General features: G+C 40.3%; 18 protein-coding genes. 16 read left to right on the forward strand and 2 right to left on the reverse strand.

Features of this window, described 5'->3' with window-relative positions; all coding sequences use genetic code 11:
• The first annotated feature begins 6 nt into the window (after positions 1-6).
• From N475_RS10705 to rluF, 5 genes are all read left to right on the forward strand, one after another.
• Positions 7-1536 (forward strand): glycogen synthase, encoded by a 1530-nt coding sequence (locus N475_RS10705; protein ID WP_063365243.1) that lies wholly within the window; start codon positions 7-9, stop codon positions 1534-1536.
• Between the two features lie 152 nt (positions 1537-1688).
• Positions 1689-2906 (forward strand): EAL and HDOD domain-containing protein, encoded by a 1218-nt coding sequence (locus N475_RS10710; RefSeq protein WP_063356244.1) that lies wholly within the window; start codon positions 1689-1691, stop codon positions 2904-2906.
• Complete coding sequence (locus N475_RS10715) at positions 2906-3991, forward strand: DUF418 domain-containing protein (RefSeq protein WP_081215867.1); 1086 nt, start codon at positions 2906-2908, stop codon at positions 3989-3991. Before N475_RS10710 ends, N475_RS10715 begins: the two co-directional genes overlap by 1 nt.
• On the forward strand, positions 3988-5091 hold the full coding sequence (locus N475_RS10720) for an ABC transporter substrate-binding protein (protein WP_227008506.1): 1104 nt from the start codon (positions 3988-3990) through the stop codon (positions 5089-5091). Before N475_RS10715 ends, N475_RS10720 begins: the two co-directional genes overlap by 4 nt.
• Before the next feature lie 60 nt (positions 5092-5151).
• On the forward strand, positions 5152-6087 hold the full coding sequence (gene rluF / locus N475_RS10725) for a 23S rRNA pseudouridine(2604) synthase RluF (protein WP_063365244.1): 936 nt from the start codon (positions 5152-5154) through the stop codon (positions 6085-6087).
• Between the two features lie 20 nt (positions 6088-6107).
• Here rluF and N475_RS10730 read toward each other — a convergent pair whose 3' ends face one another.
• Both N475_RS10730 and N475_RS10735 read right to left on the reverse strand, forming a co-directional pair.
• The gene (locus tag N475_RS10730) at positions 6108-9173 is read right to left on the reverse strand and encodes an efflux RND transporter permease subunit (RefSeq protein WP_063365245.1); all 3066 of its coding nucleotides are present in this window, start codon (positions 9171-9173) and stop codon (positions 6108-6110) included.
• 1 nt (position 9174) lies between these two features.
• Positions 9175-10254 (reverse strand): efflux RND transporter periplasmic adaptor subunit, encoded by a 1080-nt coding sequence (locus N475_RS10735; protein WP_063365246.1) that lies wholly within the window; start codon positions 10252-10254, stop codon positions 9175-9177.
• 116 nt (positions 10255-10370) lie between these two features.
• Between N475_RS10735 and N475_RS10740 the strand changes: the two genes are divergently transcribed.
• The 11 genes from N475_RS10740 (at position 10371) to N475_RS10790 (ending at position 19047) form a co-directional block, all read left to right on the forward strand.
• Positions 10371-11270: a LysR family transcriptional regulator gene (locus tag N475_RS10740; protein ID WP_063356249.1), complete on the forward strand. Its 900-nt coding sequence runs from the start codon at positions 10371-10373 to the stop codon at positions 11268-11270.
• Complete coding sequence (locus N475_RS10745) at positions 11254-11559, forward strand: MGMT family protein (RefSeq protein WP_063356250.1); 306 nt, start codon at positions 11254-11256, stop codon at positions 11557-11559. The genes N475_RS10740 and N475_RS10745 overlap by 17 nt, the downstream gene beginning before the upstream one ends.
• A 116-nt stretch (positions 11560-11675) precedes the next feature.
• The gene (locus tag N475_RS10750; RefSeq protein ID WP_063356251.1) at positions 11676-12251 is read left to right on the forward strand and encodes an LON peptidase substrate-binding domain-containing protein; all 576 of its coding nucleotides are present in this window, start codon (positions 11676-11678) and stop codon (positions 12249-12251) included.
• 59 nt (positions 12252-12310) lie between these two features.
• Positions 12311-12934 carry a sigma-70 family RNA polymerase sigma factor gene (locus tag N475_RS10755; protein ID WP_063356300.1) on the forward strand — a complete coding sequence of 208 codons (624 nt, stop codon included), beginning with the start codon at positions 12311-12313 and terminating at the stop codon, positions 12932-12934.
• The gene (locus tag N475_RS10760) at positions 12927-13577 is read left to right on the forward strand and encodes a ChrR family anti-sigma-E factor (RefSeq protein ID WP_063356252.1); all 651 of its coding nucleotides are present in this window, start codon (positions 12927-12929) and stop codon (positions 13575-13577) included. Before N475_RS10755 ends, N475_RS10760 begins: the two co-directional genes overlap by 8 nt.
• Positions 13577-14548 (forward strand): YbgA family protein, encoded by a 972-nt coding sequence (locus N475_RS10765; protein ID WP_063356253.1) that lies wholly within the window; start codon positions 13577-13579, stop codon positions 14546-14548. Before N475_RS10760 ends, N475_RS10765 begins: the two co-directional genes overlap by 1 nt.
• Entirely contained in the window at positions 14545-15927 is a 1383-nt protein-coding gene (gene phrB, locus N475_RS10770) for a deoxyribodipyrimidine photo-lyase (RefSeq protein WP_063365247.1), read from the forward strand. Before N475_RS10765 ends, phrB begins: the two co-directional genes overlap by 4 nt.
• A 3-nt stretch (positions 15928-15930) precedes the next feature.
• Positions 15931-16356, forward strand: a complete 426-nt coding sequence (locus N475_RS10775; RefSeq protein ID WP_063356255.1) for a nuclear transport factor 2 family protein — start codon at positions 15931-15933, stop codon at positions 16354-16356.
• Positions 16353-17075 (forward strand): SDR family NAD(P)-dependent oxidoreductase, encoded by a 723-nt coding sequence (locus N475_RS10780; RefSeq protein ID WP_063356256.1) that lies wholly within the window; start codon positions 16353-16355, stop codon positions 17073-17075. Before N475_RS10775 ends, N475_RS10780 begins: the two co-directional genes overlap by 4 nt.
• Positions 17072-18325, forward strand: a complete 1254-nt coding sequence (locus N475_RS10785) for an NAD(P)/FAD-dependent oxidoreductase (protein WP_063365248.1) — start codon at positions 17072-17074, stop codon at positions 18323-18325. Before N475_RS10780 ends, N475_RS10785 begins: the two co-directional genes overlap by 4 nt.
• The gene (locus tag N475_RS10790; protein ID WP_063356258.1) at positions 18322-19047 is read left to right on the forward strand and encodes a DUF1365 domain-containing protein; all 726 of its coding nucleotides are present in this window, start codon (positions 18322-18324) and stop codon (positions 19045-19047) included. The genes N475_RS10785 and N475_RS10790 overlap by 4 nt, the downstream gene beginning before the upstream one ends.

Below are 19047 nucleotides of genomic sequence, written 5' to 3' on the forward strand. Positions count from 1 at the left end.
TATTTTATGCATGTAGTTATGGTGGCAGCCGAAAATGATAGGCTGCCTAATTGCAAAGTGGGTGGTGTTGCGGATGTGATCCGTGACATCCCTTACGCTTTAGCTGAAAAAAATATTAAAACATCGGTAATTGTGCCAGATTATGGCCAAGCCCATATGCCGCGTCAGTTTGTGGCAGATATTGCGATTCCGTTTAAGCAGCACCTTGAGACAGCCGTTTTATGGCGAGTTGAAGAAAAAGATGGTGTAAGCCAATATGTTATTTCACACTCATTATTTTCTGAGCATGGCGGTGAGGTGTATTGTAACGACAATGGCAGACCTTTTTATACGGATGCAAATAAGTTTGCATTTTTTAGTGCAGCAGTGTGTGAAGTGATCGAACACGAGTTGATTTCAGAAGTCGATGTGCTTCACTTGCATGACTGGCATGCTGCGTGCGTTGCTGTACTAAGAGAATTTAGCCCACGATTTGAAAGGCTTAAAAACTTAAAAACTATTTTTACTGTTCATAACCTAGCGTTACAAGGCATTAGGCCTTTCAATGGCGACGAGTCTAGCCTAGAAGCTTGGTATCCGACATTAAGTTATGATGGCCAACGAATTTGCGACCATCATTATCCCCATTGCTTTAACCCCATGAGAGCTGCAATTAACTTAGCTGACCGAGTTCATTTAGTCTCACCTAATTATTGTAATGAGGTGCAAAAGGGGAGTGATCATCAGGCTGGTTTCTTTGGCGGCGAAGGTCTTGAACACGATATGCAGTTGGCGGCTAAGAGAGGGAAGTTAGTCGGTATATTAAATGGTTGTAACTATGACTATGAAGTGCCAAAAGCCAGTTGGGAGTTACTTTTAGAAAGCGCTGAGTCCAACCTGTTTATTTGGATGGCAAAACAAAATGAATTGCAAAGTACACATTATATTGCTCACCAAAGGGTAATTAAGTGGCTCAGTACTCCTTGTGCAGGCCCTTTGGTAACCAGTGTGGGCCGACTTACAGACCAAAAAGCACTGCTGTTGAAACAACCATTTGATAGTGACCTTGTTCTTGACGCAATGGCAAGGCTGTTAGCAAGAGTTGAAGGCAGAATGATTATACTCGGCTCTGGTGATGCTGAGCTGGAGTATATTTTTTCGCAAGTCATGGCGCGAAATGAAAATGTTCTGTATTTAAGGGGTTATGGAGAAGGTATTGGTGAGCTTCTTTATCAGGTTGGCGACTTATTTGTGATGCCAAGTTCTTTTGAGCCGTGTGGCATTAGTCAGATGCTTGCTATGAGGGCTGGTCAGCCTTGTTTAGTTAACAATGTTGGTGGGTTGGCAGACACCGTTGACAACAATATTTCAGGGTTTGTGTTTTCTGGGGACAGCATTGCTGAACAATCAACGAGTTTAGTTAATCGGTTTGGTGAATGCATTGAAATGTTTAAGAGTGATTCGCAGCGCTATAATAAAATTTCTGAAAATGCGGCAGAAAAACGGTTTACGTGGGAACAAAGCGCTATACTGTACAGGGAAAAGTTATATGAGTAGTTAGGGCTAGCTCAACCTAGCAATACAAAACTAGTACTTTAATGTTTTAGTTTGATTTTATTTATCAGAAATTCGGGTTAAAATTATTAAATATAATTAAAAAGCATAGAACAAAAGTACTGTTATTAAACAGTAAAGCTAGGAGCGATGATTTGAAAGTGTTTGTGGCTCGCCAGGCCATTTTTAATCGCAAGAAGCACGTGGTAGCATATGAGCTGTTGTTTCGTGATGGAACGAAAAACAGCTTTCCCAATATCGCTGAAAACGCTGCCACTGCTAGGTTGATTATGGATAATCAACTGAATTTAGGGACAAGGTATTTAACATCTGGAAAGAAGGCATTAATTAACATCGGTGAAGAGTCACTAAATCAAGAACTGGCACAGTTTTTACCTACAGATGATGTCATCCTAGAATTATTAGAAACAATTCCCCCAACAAGAGAAAACTACGAAAAAGTAAGACAGCTATTTCACAATAATTTCCGATTAGCACTGGATGATTTTAATTACTCCAAGGAGTGGGAGCCATTTCTTAAACTAGCAAGGCTAGTAAAGTTCGATCTTATTCAAAGCCCACTAGAGGAAATTGCTCCGCTCGTAAAAGAGCTAAAACAGCGTAAAAACCTTCAATTGTTGGCTGAGAAAGTCGAGACAGAAGAGGAGTTTTTACAAGCAAAAGAAATGGGCTTCAACTTTTTCCAAGGTTATTTTTTTGCTAAGCCGACCATGATTGCCCAAAATGACATTGAAATTAATTATGCCATTGTCATGTTGATTTATTCAGAAGCATTAAAACCAAATATGAATATTCCCCGTATTGCCGAGCTATTTGCACAAGACACTGCATTGGCATACAAATTACTCAGGCTTATTAACTCTGGTGTTTTCCCGATTAAAAATCGTATTGAATCACTCAAACAAGCACTCGTTTATTTAGGTCATGAACGCATTATCAAGTTTGTAAATCTTATTATGACTGCACACGTTGCAGAGCAAAAACCAACTGAACTTACTAGGTTAAGCATAGTTCGTTCGCGATTTTGTGAACTCATAAGCAAGCAAGTTGCGCCTTCTTTATCAAGTATGAGCTTTTTAACTGGATTGTTCTCTCTATTGGATGCGATTTTAGACAAGCCAATGGAAGTTGTGGTAGAACGGCTGCCATTTCCCGAAGTTTTACATGACGCATTGCTGGGTGAACCAAATACTTTATTTTACATTTTAAATATTGTCAGAGCATACGAAAGTGGTAGCTGGTGGGCTATGCAAGAGGCATGTACTATGCTGAACATGTCTGATGAAAGCTTGCCAGACTTCCACGCTCAAGCAGTCAATTGGGCAGATATGTATCGTGAACATGTATATTGATGAGTAGAGTCTCTTTAGTAGACGCTTTAAGGGGGGTTGCCCTTTTGGGGCTCCCACTGACCAACCTCGCTTACATGGCTGATTTCAATAATGGATATATTGCAGCTGATGAGGGCGGTTTAGACGCATTTTTAACGTTTTTTATTGATGTTGTGGCTCAAGGGCGCTTTCGTACAATATTTAGTATATTGTTTGGCTTATCTATGTGCCTTTTTATAGAAAAACATGGCAATGATTTTTTTACTCGAAAAGCCCAAACAAGGCTCTATGCGCTAGGCGTTATTGGGTGTATTCACGGTTTTGCAATTTGGCCTGGAGACATACTAGTTAATTATGCGCTCTCGGGTTTGCTTTTACTCTATGTCATCCAGTCCGACAGTAAAACACTGGTTAAGCTTTCAGTTTGTACAATCGTATTACCAATTACACTGCTCGCTTATTTGGCTTTTGTTTATGATGAGCCAACCCCGTTAATTCCAACCAAACCTGTTGATGGGTTACTCTCATTTTTTCGTAGCAATATTGAACACTTTTTTGAAATGCTCACGCTTATACCATTTTTAACGCTCTGGTATACTTTTGGGTTAATGGTGATCGGTGTACTTATGTACCGAGCCGGATGGTTGCAGGGTCGAGCTCTTTCGCCACTCTTTTGTATTGCGGTATTGATACCATTGGCTGTTTTTGGTTCCATCAGTGCTCGTTGGCTATTTTTTTATGAGCATAGAATTGTTTTTGAGGTTGTAAACTGGCTATTTGCGATCCCATTTTGTCTCGCACTTATTAGCTTATCTACCTACATTCCCCGGTCGAAAATTGCAAAAGGTAACGTTTTAGTTTTAGCTGGTCGCTATTCGTTGTCTCTGTATTTACTACAGTCTATTCTGGGTATTGTGACGTTTCAGCTCATCTTGCAAAATTTGCAACTGGAATTGCGCCAAATACATTTCATAACAATATTTGTTGCGCTGACTGTTCTACAATTAAGTTTAGCTTGGACTTTATCATATTATAAAGTAATGGGGCCTGCGGAGAGGTTATTCATGAGTCTTCAGGAATTTTTTCAAAAGAGAGTAGCTAAATGACATTGTTCAGAGTAGTTCTAATTTTTGCTGTATTAGTTTGTTCACCTGCATGTTTAGCAAAACCAGGCTTTTCAGTGTTGTTTGTTAATCCTTCTCTAGCTGGTGAGCCGTTTTGGGGCAAAGTACAAAAAATTACTGAAGAAGCCTGCAAACAACTCGGTGTAAACATCGATGTGATTTATGGAGATGGAAATCGGCACATTCAGCTCGCAGAGTTAAAAAAGTACCTTGATTACAGGGCCAGTCCAGACTACGTCATCTTAATGTTATACCCCGGTGGTGCTGAGCAAACATTAACAATGTTGGACAACTACGGCATAAAATTTATTACCTTAGAGCAGACAATTACAGGCATGGAAAAAGAAGAAATAGGGTTTCCTAAGCAACGCTTTGAGCACTGGTTAGGTGAGATCTATTTCGATAATTACCAAGCTGGGTTTGATTTAGCCAAGTCGCTACATGACAGAGTAAAAGCTAATGGATACAAAGGAAATGTGAACGGTTTGGCCATCAATGGTCATTACGGAAGTGAGTCAGATAAGCGTAATCAGGGAGCCGCAGATTACTTTAAGAGTGCAGGGGTAAAGCTGCAGCAAACTGTACATGCAAGTTGGTCCAAAGAGCAAGCTTACACAAAAACAAAACGGTTATTTAAACGTTACCCAAATACGCAACTAATTTGGAGTGCTTCAGACCTAATGGCTATGGGAGCACAGACAGCAATAAGGCAACTTAACAAAGAGGGAAGTAAAGTCGCAATTGGTGGTTTTGATTGGCTGTCTGATAGTTTATCTTTGATTCAACAAGGGCATTTAAGTGCATCAGTTGGTGGGCATTTTATGATGGGTGGATGGGCCCTTGTATCCATTTTTGATTATCATCATGGTAATAAATATTGGCTCAACAACAGTCAAATTACATTTGAACTATCTTCCATTACCCAAGATAACATTGATGAATATATCTGGATTTCCAATAACCCTGATTGGTCGAGAATTGACTACAAACAATTCAGCATTTTAGACAAAAAGCTGACGCAATATGATTTTTCTCCCAAGTATCTCAAACAGAGTAAGACGCAATCCGTGATACTAGAATAAGCGATTCATTTTAGACGGATTTAGATATACAATTACGCTTTTTACGATATTGAGATTGGCGTGGATACACCTAAGCGATTAAATAAATACATCAGCGAAACTGGTTTTTGTAGCAGAAGAGAAGCAGACACCATAATTGGTGAAGGTAGGGTTTCGGTTAATGGTCAAGTAGCTGAAATGGGACTTAAAGTTACAGACAGCGATGAAATTTTGATTGACAATAAGCCACTCAAAGCCAAGCCTAAACTGGTCTATATCGCTTACAACAAGCCCGTTGGTGTGACATGTACAACTGAGCGCAAAATCAAAAGCAATATCGTTAACGCGATAGACTACCCTGAACGTATATTTCCCATTGGCCGATTAGACAGACCTTCTGAAGGTTTAATATTTCTCACCAATGAAGGAGATATCGTAAATAAAATACTTCGCGCGGGTAATAATCACGAAAAAGAGTACGTTGTTACTGTCGACAAACCTATCGATGAGAAATTCATACATGGTATGCGTTCTGGTGTGCCAATCCTTGGTACCGTTACTCAAAAGTGTTTTGTAAAAAAGACGGGGCCTAAAAAGTTTACGATAGTATTGACGCAAGGTCTAAATAGACAGATCAGAAGAATGTGTGAGCACTTTGGTTACGAAGTACAAACACTAAAGCGCGTTCGTATTATGAATGTTAACTTAAATGGACTTAGAGCTGGCGAGTGGAGACATTTAAGCGAAAAAGAAATGGCTGAAATTAACGCGTCTATTGAAGGGTCTTCAAAAACAGAGGAGGCGTCATTGGATAAACAAAAGCGCGTGAAGCCTAACAGCAAAGCGACAAGGAAACAGGGTGATTCAAACCCTAATAGCAGAGCGACAAAGAAGCACGACGGAACAAAGCCTACTAAAAGCAATGTTCGAAAAAAAGTAGAAAAACCTAAAAAAGCTGTAAAGTCATCTCAAAAGTTAAAGGGTACTTTATCCTTGAACAAAAAAAATGGCCGCTAAGCGGCCATTTTTTTTATGTATTAAGCATGTTTTGGTGCTTTTATCTTAAACGCTAAGCAATAAACCACAGGGATAACTATTAAAGTTAAAATTGTGGCAAAGCCAAGGCCAAACATAATCGTTACAGCCATGGACTTAAAGAACACATCAAACAGCAGCGGTATCATGCCCAAGATTGTAGTGATCGCAGCCATGGATACTGGTCGTACACGACTAACACCAGAATCAAATACAGCTTGATATGGATCTTTTCCACTGTCTACTTCTAGGTTTATTTGATCCATCAACACGATACCATTTTTGATTAGCATACCTGATAAGCTGAGTAATCCAAGTAAAGCCATAAAGCTGAACGGAGCTTGGAAAAGTACAAGACCAGCAGTTACGCCAATAATGGCTAATGGAACCGTACTCCATATTACTAGAGGTTTGCGGACTGAATTGAACAGAAGTACTGTAATTATAAACATACTCAAATACCCGATAGGTAGCGAGCCAAAGATAGCCTTTTGGGCATCGGTTGATGATTCGTACTCGCCGCCCCATTCCATGGTATAGCCTTGGGGTAATTCAATCGCTTCAATATCTGCTTTAACTCTGGCAAATAGTTTTGCAGGTGTTTCATTGCCAATTACATCGTGATCTGCCATCACCGTAATTGTGCGCTTTCTATCGCGGCGCATAATCAAGCTATCTTCCCAGACCACTTCAAAACTGTCTACAATCTGGCTTGCAGGTACATAGACATTCAAAACAGGGCTAAATACTTGTAAATCCTGTAAATTTTCAACACTATAGCGCTCAGCTTCAGGTGAACGGGCAACGATTGGAAGCATCTTTGTTCCATCTCTATACAAGCCAACTTGAGCACCAGACAAGCTTGTCAGCAGTAGTTGGTCAAGGTCTGTTTTACTGATCCCTAATCGACGTGCTTTTTGCTCATTGAAAACTGGCTGAAGAACTTTACTTCTTTCTCGCCAATCGTCACGGATACTGTGTGCACCATCATCCTTCGCAAGAATGCTTTTAGCTTCATATGCCAATTGTCTGAGCACAACCGGATCAGGCCCAGAAAACCTTGCTTCTATTTTGGCATCTGTGGAAGGACCAATTTCCATTCGTTTGATCTTAAGTTGGCCATCCAACTCGTTTTGAGCCGCATATTCTCTGACTTTTGAAATCATCGCGGTAACATCGTCACGAGTTTCTACGCGAATGATCATTTGGCCATAAGCATCGTATTGCTTTTCTGGGCCGTAGGTTAGCATGAACCTCGGCGCACCTTGCCCAATTGTCGTTGTCACTTCTTTCACAGTGTCGTGCTGTTTTAAAAATGCCTCTAGCTTTTCGACGTTGTCAGAAGTACTCCTAATATCGGAACCCTGATAATGCCAATAGTCGACATAGAACATTGGTGTATTAGAAGCAGGGAAGAAAGATTGTTTAACAGACTTAAAGCCCATAACTGCACCTACTAGCAATAACACCATAGCAACAACAGTTGTCCAACGGTTCTTTAGACAAAAAGTCAGAAGAGCTTTGTATGCAGTAAAAATAACCCCCTGATATGGATCCACATGTTCAGCGGTTTGTGCTGATTGGATTTGTTCTTTGAATAGCATGTTAGCGAAGAACGGCGCAAGTGTAATTGCTGTGACCCAGCTTAGTAATAAAGAAATGAAAAGTACCCAGAATAATGAACCAGCAAATTCACCACTGGCGTCTGAACTTAAACCGATTGGCGCAAAAGCTGTGATGCCGATAACAGTGGCACCTAACAGAGGCCATTTAGTCTGTTCAACAATATTGACCGCTGCTTTGACTTTGGTTTGACCGCGCTTGAGGTTGATTAATATGCCCTCTGTTATCACAATTGCATTATCAACTAACATACCTAGTGCGATGATCAGTGCGCCTAAAGAGATACGTTGCAGGTCAATCGCAAACAATTTCATAAAAATGAATGTGCCTAGTACGGTGAGTAAAAGGATCCCCCCGATTAGTATTCCGCTTTTGACCCCCATAAAAATCAATAACACGATTATTACGATTGCAACGGCTTCCAATAGGCTAATGATAAAGCCATCAACTGACTTTTTAACCTCAGCGGGTTGATTATAAACGGCGTTCACTTCTATACCATACGGTCTTTGGTATTCGAGTTCATGTAATCTGTCTTGAATGGAATGTCCAACATCAACCACATTGACACCCGATGTGAAAGAGATGCCCAGTAGCAAAGCACGCTCTTGATTAAAGCGTGTAATATGACTCGGTACTTCTTGATATTCTCTCGATACAGTGGCTACGTCGCCAAGATAAATAAGTTCTTTCGCGCCTGGCAAAGAGATCAAAAGGCCCTCTAATTCGGACACATCAGAAAATTCACCTGTAGGGTGAAGACGGATAGATTCATTACCTACACGAATTTTACCTGCATTAGAAACGGTATTTTGTGTTTGCAACAGAGAAAAAATATGGTTTGGAGAAATACCCAACTGGGAAAGTTTTTGCGTCGAGATTTCAACAATGACTTGTGGTTGCTGCTCACCAGCGACTGTAACTTTGCTTACACCATCTACTAATACAAGTTCCCTACGTAAAAAATCGACATAATCTTTCAGCTCATCATATGTGTAACCAGTGCCTGTTACACCGTAAAGCATGCCGTAAACGTCAGCAAAATCATCAATAATACTGGGAGGGTTTACTCCAGGAGGTAATTGAGGAGTTAGGTCATTTATTTTTCTCCTTAGTTCATCCCAGATCTGCTTTAAATCTTCCTTTCTATAGGTACTTTTCATTTCCACTGAAATCTGCGATTTACCCGGAGATGAGATTGACGTCACATAATCTACATACGGCAGGCTCTGAATCGCGTTCTCGACTGGATAAGTCACTTCTTCTTCGACTTGTTGTGGTGACGCACCAGGGTAAGTCGTAATTACCATTGCTTTTTTTAGCGTAAATTCAGGATCTTCTAGTTGTCCAAGTCCAAAGTAAGAAACCGTGCCAGCTGCCAGCAAAAGCACTGCAAACATAGCGCTGATAACTTTGTTCTCAATTGACCATTGTGCCAAGCTCATATTACAAGCCTCGCTCTTTGGTCCACGGTCTAACTTTTAGTCCTTCTTTTAAGTGGTGAACACCTGCAGAAACAATAATTTCGCCCGCTTGCAAACCACTTTGAACCTCAATGCCTGACTGCCTCATTTGGCCAATTTTTATATGGCGCATAGAGACCTCACCCGATTCTGTATCGTACACCCAGACATAGTGATTCCCTTCTAGTTTTTCATTTGGTGATGAAAAAACGGCTTCTGTTGGTACCATTAGTGTTTTTTTGGCAAGGTTGGTGACTTTGCTGGGGTCGATATAGACATGACCAGTCATACCAGCAAGCAGATTAAAATCTTCTGGGATGGGTAGAGAAAATACAACCTTGTATGTCAAAGTAACGGGATCTGCCTGAGTATCCCACTCTTTTATAGTAAGAGAGTAAGATTTATCTGGAAAGCCATCGAACACAACACTTGGGTGATAGTCTAGATCTTTGTTTACTCTCGCAACGAGTTTTTCAGGGACTTGGATGACAACATCCATGCGGTCTCGAGTCTCAAGGCGTAAAATATTTTGTTTTGCAACGATGTTCTCAAAGTTCTTAACGAACACCTTTGCAACTGTGCCGTCAAATGGTGCACGAAGTTCGCTGTTTGCTAAGTTAGTTTGAGCGATACGGTATGCTGATTCCGCAACTTGTTTATTTGCTAATGCTTGGTCGTACTCAGCCTTAGAAGCTGTGGATTTATTAAAAAGTGATTCAATGCGGTTTAGTTGTAGAGCCGTCAGTTCGTACTGTGCCTTGCGTTGTTGAAATTGCAACTCGAAGTCTTCAGGGTCTAACTTAGCTAACAGTTGTCCTTTCTTTACTTCTTGGCCAGCTAAAATTGGAAAGTCTACTAATTCTCCATTGACTCTAAATGCGAGGTAAGACCCTTGATTAGCGACGACCTCTGCCGGAAAATGGCGCAAAGTGGCTGCGGCAGGATCATTGACGGTATGAAGCTTAACAGGCCTGATTTGTTCTGGCTCTGCTTGTGTATTAACTTCATCTTGGCAGGCTCCTAATAGAAGGGCCGTAGATAATACGAATACGCGTTTGAACACTAAGGTTACTCCGAAATGTATGACTCCTAAAATAATGTAGTGCAGGATATATAAATTGGTACTAAAATAAAAATTATAAAAATTATAAAAAATTAGAAAAACTATAAATAAAATTTATGAAATTGTCAGACTTAGAAGTACTGCATGTTGTAGCACAATCAGCGAGTTTAAATGACGCAGCAAAGCGTTTATATAAGACCCAACCTGCTGTTACGCAGGCAATTAAGAGGCTCAGTAGTGAGTTAGGTTTTGCTCTTGTTACTCGAGAAGACTATAGAATAAAACTCACAGAGGAGGGCAAAAGGTTTTACAAAGAAGCAATCAAGTTACTTGAACATCACACCAACCTAAAAGCCATGGCCTCTGACTTATCACAGGGAAACGAGCCTAAGTTCAATATTTGCTATGAGGCTATGAGTTACGATTATGATTGCAACGAATTGATCAAGCGCGCGTTCAGGCAATACCCATCCACAGCTTTTGAAATTACCAGTGGGAAAAGATTTGTCGCCTTGGAGAGAGTAAATCAAGGACTGTCTGATATTGGGATAGGCCCTTGGTTTAACTTATTCCATGCTACTGGAGATTTGGAATCTATCGCGATTGGTGAAGTAAAGTTAGGGATTGTGGCAAAGACAGGCTTGATGCCGAAAGAGTTAACGTTTGAACAACTCAACCAGTACCCTTGCCTAGCAATGAAAGAGAGCGGGTTTGAATTTGATAGTGACCGTTTAGAATACTCCAAAAGCATGAGTGTCATGAAGCTAGATGATATTTCGACAATAAAAATGTTTGTAATGCAAGGGCTTGGATTCGCAATGGTCACGCTGAACCACTGTGAGAAAGAGTTACAAGATGGCACATTAGAACAAATAAATGTGTTGGATCGACAAGATCAGTTCAATATCGATATTCACGCATTTAGACGCCAATTGCCACATTATGGCTCTGTAGCCAACTACCTTTGGGATGGATTTAAGAAGTTAGGAGAGGAGTACGATGGAAGAAGAGTTTAAGCATAGAGTATATACGTTAATTGGGTCTATACCGATAGGCTTTGTCGCAACTTATGGCCAAATAGCCAAGCTGGCAGGATCCCCTCGACATGCTCGAGCAGTGGGGTATTTACTTAAGAACTTGCCAATGGATAGCGCTTTGCCGTGGTATAGGGTTATCAATGGCCAAGGAAAAATTTCATTTCCTGAAGATTCTGAAAAGTTTCAGGAGCAGCAGAATAGACTGTTAGCCGAAGGGGTTAAAATTGTATCTGGCAAGTTGTCGTTAAAGGTTTATCAGTGGCGTTGATGTTTGCGTAATAAAGAATAAATGACGTGGACACTTGACTACAATTATTCGACTAAGTTGATCGGTTTTATCTGGGGGGGCGTACATAAGCTTATCTCAAATTTTACTAAACTGATATGAAACTAGCACTTTTTCCATTACCTATCTTTTTATTGCCACAAGGTTATACGAGGTTGAGAATTTTCGAGCCTCGGTATTTACACATGGTAAAAGTTGCCATGAAAGAAGGCAGTGGTTTTGTGTTGTGCCACTCAGATGACGCGAGTCAATGTGGAGTTTCAAAACATGGTGTATACGTGGAAGTTGTTGACTTCTCACAGGATAAAGGAGGCCAGTTACTGATAGACGTCCATGCAACACAAAGAGTGACCATCACTAATGTAAGTAAAGATGAAATGGACTTAAGGCATGGAGATTGTGAAATCATCACGGATCCACTTTGGATAATTGGCGAAGATGATGAGCTTAGCTTTCACGAAAAATTAGCGGATCTTCTTAGAGACCTATTTGTTATCAACCCGCAGCTTAATACGCTCTATAAAGAAAAGAATTATGCGAATCCAATTTGGGTAGCTGCTAGGTGGTTAGAATTGTTGCCATTGACCTTGGAACAAAAACTAAAAATACAAAGTTGTACTAGCTACCTGGGAGTAACCAATGTCTTAGCGGAAATTTTTGCAGAACAAGAGTGATCGCAATGTATTGTAAGCGCGTATAGTCTATTATGTTACTGACTGAGAGCGTTAAAATTATGGTTAGTTTAGAGCAGTCTAGAGATTGCCGTATTCAAAAAGGTAAAAGCGTAGGGATGCAAGAAACCCCTTCAGAGCAGTTAACTCAAGCATTAATTAAAGTCGCAACGCATGCAGACAAAAAGGCGTACGCGTATTTATTCTCGTACTTTGCTCCAAAAATAAAAAGGTTTGGGATCAAACAGTTCGGATCTGAAGCGATGGCTATGGAGCTAGTTCAAGACACCATGACATCAGTTTGGCGCAAAGCAAAGTTGTATCATCACGATAAAGGCGCGGCAACCACTTGGGTGTACACGATAATGAGAAACGCATCTTTTGATGCGTTGAGAAAAATAAAGAGTAATCGTGAGGACAATTTAAGCGAAGATATATGGCCATTGTTTCACGACGAACAGGTTTGTGAGAAAAGTTTCAAAGACCATTTGCAGTCCAACCAACTACAAGAAAAAATCAGAAACTTACCAGCTCCTCAAAGAGATGTTGTAGTAGGGGTCTATTTTGAAGATATGACACAAGAGCAGTTAGCTCAGCATCTGGATATCCCTGTTGGTACTGTTAAATCAAGATTGCGCTTGGCGCTGAAAAAGTTAAAAGTGGAGTTGGGAGAGCATCATGATTAAATATCACCCATCAAAACAACTCATGCAGAAACACATACTTGGAGAGTTACCTGCAGGCCTAAGCGTTGCTATATCGGCGCATATTGAGCTGTGTGACCAATGCGGCAAAGAATTCGATATGTTGGAAGCAAAACAAGCATCGAGTGTGTTTTCCGAAAGTGTAGAAAACGACAATCACTGCGAGTTTGAAGCTATGATGGAAAGTATCACTGAAATGTCGATGTTTGATGATTTAGTTCCGCAATCTCCTGAGTTCTTTGAGTATCAGGACAAGCAGGTTCAACTCCCTAGGGCAATAGCGGCGTTGAAACTTGGCAGTTTTATAAATGCCGGAAAGGTTTCAAGAGCGCGATTTGAACTTGAAGAAGGCCCACTGAGAAGTAGTTTACTCCATATAAAGCCAGGTGGTGAGATCCCAGAACATACACACACTGGTTTTGAGCTGACCCTTTTGCTTGACGGTACTTTCGAGGACGAAAGCGGAGAATATGTTCCTGGTGACTTTATTATGCTAGACGGGCGTCATAATCACACGCCTAAGACTAAAGACGGCTGCTTATGCTTTACCTTGGTAGATAATGCGTTACATTTCAATAAAGGCTTAAGCAAATTACTCAACCCTATTGGAAAGTTGATTTACTAATGACAAACACAAAAAAGCACTTTGAAACTGCGATTCAAATTGGACTTAGTGCATGTCTAGGTGGAGATCGCGTTCGTTTTGACAAAGGCCATAAACGGTCGAACTTTTGTATGGATGAGTTCATAAACCATGTGGAATATGTCAAGTTTTGTCCTGAAGTCGCTGTTGGAATGCCAATCCCGCGTAACACAATACGACAAGTTAGATACGGAGACGTCATAAAGGTGTGTAGGCCAGATGGTACTGGTGATGTCGGACCTCAACTCACAGCGTATGGAGAAAAAATAGCCAAAAGTAAGGCGAGAGAGTTATCTGGTTTCGTATTTTGTGCAAAAAGCCCCAGCTGTGGTATGGAGCGCGTTAAGATTTACAACGATACTGGGACTGGCGCTACGGCCGAAGGTATTGGCGCTTTCGCCGCACAAATTATGAAGCACAACCCTCTATTACCATGTGAAGAAAACGGTCGTTTAAACGACATGCATCTGCGTGAAAACTTTGTCATGAGAGTGTATGTCTACAAGTCTTGGCAGGAATTGATTCAAAAAGCAGTTAATAAAAAAGTGCTAACAGACTTTCATGCACAGCATAAGTATTTATTGATGAGTCACAATTATGCGGCTTATCGTACACTTGGCAGGTTACTAGCTGAAGGTGATCCGAGTCAATGTGATGAACTTGCGCAAGAGTACATATCAGGCTTAATGAAAGCACTGAAAAAACCAGCTAGTAGAAAAGGGCAGGCAAATACACTTGCGCATTTGCAAGGATACTTTAAAAACGACATATCACAGGTCGAAAAGGCCGAGATGGTTGAAGCCATTGAAGAGTTTAGACAAGGGTTAGTGCCACTCAATGTGCCCTTAACGCTACTAAAGCATCACTTACGGGTTCACCCAAAAGCATATTTAGAGCAACAAGTATATTTCAACCCTTATCCTAACGACTTAAAATTAAGGTTTGCAATTTGAATAATCCACTATATTGGTTCAGGCGCGATTTACGGCTTCACGGTAATGAAGCGCTAATTGAGGCAATTAATAACGGCGCCAAAGAGGCGCTGTTTTTTGTTTGTGAAAAGCAATGGCAAAAGCACAATGTCAGTTCTATTCAGCTTGATATGCTAAAAAGGCGAGTTGATTATCTTGGCGGTGAATTAGCTAAATTGGGTATCAAGCTCAATGTAATAGAAACAAATGACTTTAATAGTTTACCAACTAGTCTTGAACAGTTTGTAAAACTAAATAATATTTCTACAATTTATGCAAATAGAGAATACGAAATAAACGAACTCGAAAGAGATTATGCATGCAGTAATATTGGTATAGATATTCGTTTATTTGATGGCGACGTATTATCGCCTCCAGGGAGTATTGTTACTAAAGGTGGTGAGATGTTTAGGGTATTCACTCCTTTCAAAAAGGCGTGGTTATCATTAAACAGTACTCGGATTTTCCCAGTTGGGCGTCGGGTAGATGCAATTGGTCCCGCGATTACTTGGAGAGTTCCAGAAATTTTAAAGAGCGACGGCCAATCTGAAAAATGGCCGATTGAAGATCATATAATTGAAAAAGTAATCTCTCAATTTATCTTTGAAAAAGCCCATAAGTACGACGTACAACGTGATATACCAAGCATTAAAGGAACATCGGGCTTAAGCCCATATTTGGCGCTAGGCATTATCTCAGTATCAGAGTTAATTGGTCGATTACAGGCAGAGTCGCCAGATGTGCTAATTAGAACCAAATCAGCTGAGTTCTCATATATAAATGAACTTATTTGGAGAGAGTTTTATAGACACCTGATGTTTGTTTATCCAAAACTTTGCAAGGGCTTTAACTTTAATGAAAAGTACAATGACGTTAATTGGTTAAATAAAGATAGTGATTTTAAAGCTTGGTGCAAAGGAGAAACAGGATACCCTATTGTTGATGCTGCTATGCGCCAATTAAACCAAACTGGTTGGATGCATAATCGATTACGAATGATAGTTGCTAGTTTTCTAACTAAGCACCTTTTAATCGATTGGCGATGGGGTGAAAGTTATTTTATGAGCAAGTTAATTGACGGAGATTTGGCGTCTAATAATGGCGGTTGGCAGTGGGCTGCAAGCACTGGCTGCGATGCTCAGCCATATTTTCGAATCTTTAACCCAATCACACAAAGCGAGAAATTTGATCCTGAAGGCACTTTTATTCGTAAATATGTTCAAGAACTAGAATCTGTGCCTGCTAAATATATTCATTTTCCACACGACTATCTCAGTGCGTTTGGTGAAAGCAATTATTCGGCACCCATTGTGGAGCATAAGGCAGCGAGGGAAAGAGCGCTTGCTGCATTTAAGGTATAATATATGGAACAGCACCTTATTAATTTTGTTGATATATATAATAAGCTATCAGATAAAAATTTAAATCTACTTAAAAGTATATATGACGAGAATGTCATTTTTGTTGACCCTCTCCATGAAGTTGAAGGATTAGAAGCTTTAACAAAATACTTTGAAAACATGTATGCGAATGTCAGCTCTATTTCTTTCGACATCAAAGAGCATTTTGTTCTCGATAATATGGGCTTTCTTTATTGGGATATGAAGTTTTCCCATAGTCGTTTAAATGGGAAAAAAGTAATCACGGTAGCAGGCCACAGTAAACTTACCTTTAAAGGTTCAAAAGTAGTAAATCATAGAGATTATTTTGACGTAGGTGCGCTACTGTACCGGAACATTCCATTGTTGGGTCAAGTTATCAAAACCATAGAAAAGAGAGCGACGTCATGAGTAGCGACGGCACTAAAACAGTATTAGTGACTGGAGCGACGTCTGGTATTGGAGAAGGTTTAGTCAGACGGTACGCTTCAACGCACAAGGTAATCGCTTGTGGGCGGAACGAGCAAAAATTATCTGCTCTTAAATCAGAAAATGTTCAGCCTCTCAGGTTTGATATGACTGAAAAAGCACAAGTTATTGACGCTTTTAATAGGGTAGAGAGTGTCGATATTGTAATACTGAACGCGGGTGTTTGTGAATATATAGATGATGCCTCCAGTTTTGACTCTTCACTGTTTGAACGGGTTATTCATGCAAATGTAATTGCCACCGGTTATTGCATTGAAGCTTTGTTACCAAAAATAAAACCGGGCGGTCAGCTCGTGGTTGTCAGTTCTAGCGCGAGCTTTTTGCCGCTGCCTCGGGCGCAAGCTTACGGGGCATCCAAAGCGGCATTAAGCTATTTAACACGTGTTATGCAGGTTGAGCTAGAGGACATAGATGTCACGCTTGTTCACCCTGGGTTTGTCGAAACGCCTTTGACAGATAAAAATGACTTTCCCATGCCATTTTTGGTTTCTGTAGAAAAAGCATGTGACGAAATATATAAAGGCGTTGAAAGCCGAAAGCGCGAAATACACTTTCCAAAGCGCTTTACTCTCTTACTCAAACTGTTTTCATTACTCCCATTCAGTTTATGGCTGCCATTAGCAAAAAGGATAAAACGTTGAAAAAAATAGCAATAATTGGATCCGGTATTTCTGGAATGACAGCTGCCTATTTACTAAATAAAAAGCATGACATCACTTTATTTGAGAAAGACAGCAGACTTGGTGGTCACACGGCGACGATCGATGTCGAAACATCAGAGGGAAACGTCGCTGTAGATACTGGTTTTATTGTATTCAATGATAGAACTTATCCTCTATTTGAGAAATTACTAGACGAAATAAATATTGGCCGCAACCCAACCCAAATGAGTTTTAGCGTAAAGACCGCAGATCGTGATTTTGAATATAATGGCCATACTTTTGCGTCGTTATTCGCGCAAAAACGCAATGTTTTCTCGCTAAAGTTTTGGCGTTTCTTATACAGTATTGTCAAGTTCAATCGCATTGCAAAAGAGCTTTATCACAGTGGCGATTACTCTAAGTATAAAAACTTAGGTGAGTTTTTGGATGTATATGGCTTTGATGATTTTTTCAAAAGCCACTACATTTTACCTATGGGAGCGGCTATATGGTCAACAAGCTTGAAGGGAATGCTAGACTTCGAAATCCAATTCTTCATTCGGTTTTTCTATAATCACGGCTTGCTTGATGTTGCAGGTAGACCACAGTGGTATGTAATTCCTGGTGGGTCAAAACAATATATTGCACCACTAACTCAATCTTATGCAGATAAAATTAGGTTAAGTGCCAATATACAGGGAGTGACTCGAGACAATAATGGTGTTGAAATATTGTTCGATAACGGATCTGTTGAACGTTTTGATGAAGTTGTTTTTGCGTGTCATTCAGATCAAGCATTGGGGCTACTAACCGACGCATCAGATATTGAGAAAGAAGTGTTAGGTGCGATCAGTTATACGCCAAACAGCGTGGTACTTCATACTGATATTAGTCTGCTACCAAAAAGAAAGGCGGCTTGGGCCAGCTGGAATTATCTATTGGACCAAGGGCGGTCAAGGCCTGCAACGGTCACTTACCAGATGAACATATTGCAAAAACTTGATTCAAATCAGCAATTTTGCGTGACCCTAAATAACGATGAACAAATTGCATCCGATAAAGTCATTCAAAAGTTTGAGTATTTTCATCCAGTATTTAATACACAAAGCATTCAAGCACAAAAACGAAAAGATGAAGTTGACGGCGCAAATAAAACCTACTTCTGCGGTGCATATTGGTTTAATGGGTTCCATGAAGATGGTGTAAAAAGCGCGGTAGATGTAGCCAAAAAGTTAGGGGTTGAGTTTTGAGAAGTGCCATCTATGTAGGGGATGTGAGGCATCGGCGCTACTCGGTATCTTCACATAATTTTAAGTACCCTATGTATATGATGTGCATTGATTTGGATGAGGTAAACCGCCTAGATGGTATTCATCCTATGTTTGGTACTAAAGGCAAGAAGTTCCTCAAGTTTTGTCAAGAGGATTATCTAGCTGGTGGTGGTGCTTGTCTCAAGCAAAGGGCGCTGGAAAAGAGCAAAGAACTTGGTGTCGATGCAACAGGTAGCCGTATCTTGTTGATGGGTCAATGTCGGTGCTTGGGATATTATTTTAGCCCAGTTAATTTTTACTTCTTCTCCAATTCTGATGATGAATATACGCACATGATAGCTGAAGTGAGTAATACCCCTTGGAACGAGCGACACTATTATCTTGTTCCATTGGGTGTAAAAGTGAACTTTAAAAAGACCTTTCACGTATCACCATTTATGAATTTAGATATGGATTATCATTGGCATATAAAAGCGCCAACGCAGCATGCCTTTATCCATATTGAAAATAAAAATCAACGAGAACTTCTTTTTGATGCGACTTTAAGGTTGCAGCGTGTGCCCCTTGAGCGACACGCTGTTACAAAGTTGTTGAAGCGTTTTCCTGCGATGACGTTCACGATACTCAAAGGTATCTATTGGCAGGCTTTGAAGCTTTTTATCAAAAAGGTTCCTTTTATTGGTCATCCCGGAAGTTTGTAA

Source organism: Pseudoalteromonas luteoviolacea DSM 6061 (genome assembly GCF_001625655.1).
Taxonomy (GTDB): Bacteria; Pseudomonadota; Gammaproteobacteria; order Enterobacterales; family Alteromonadaceae; genus Pseudoalteromonas; species Pseudoalteromonas luteoviolacea.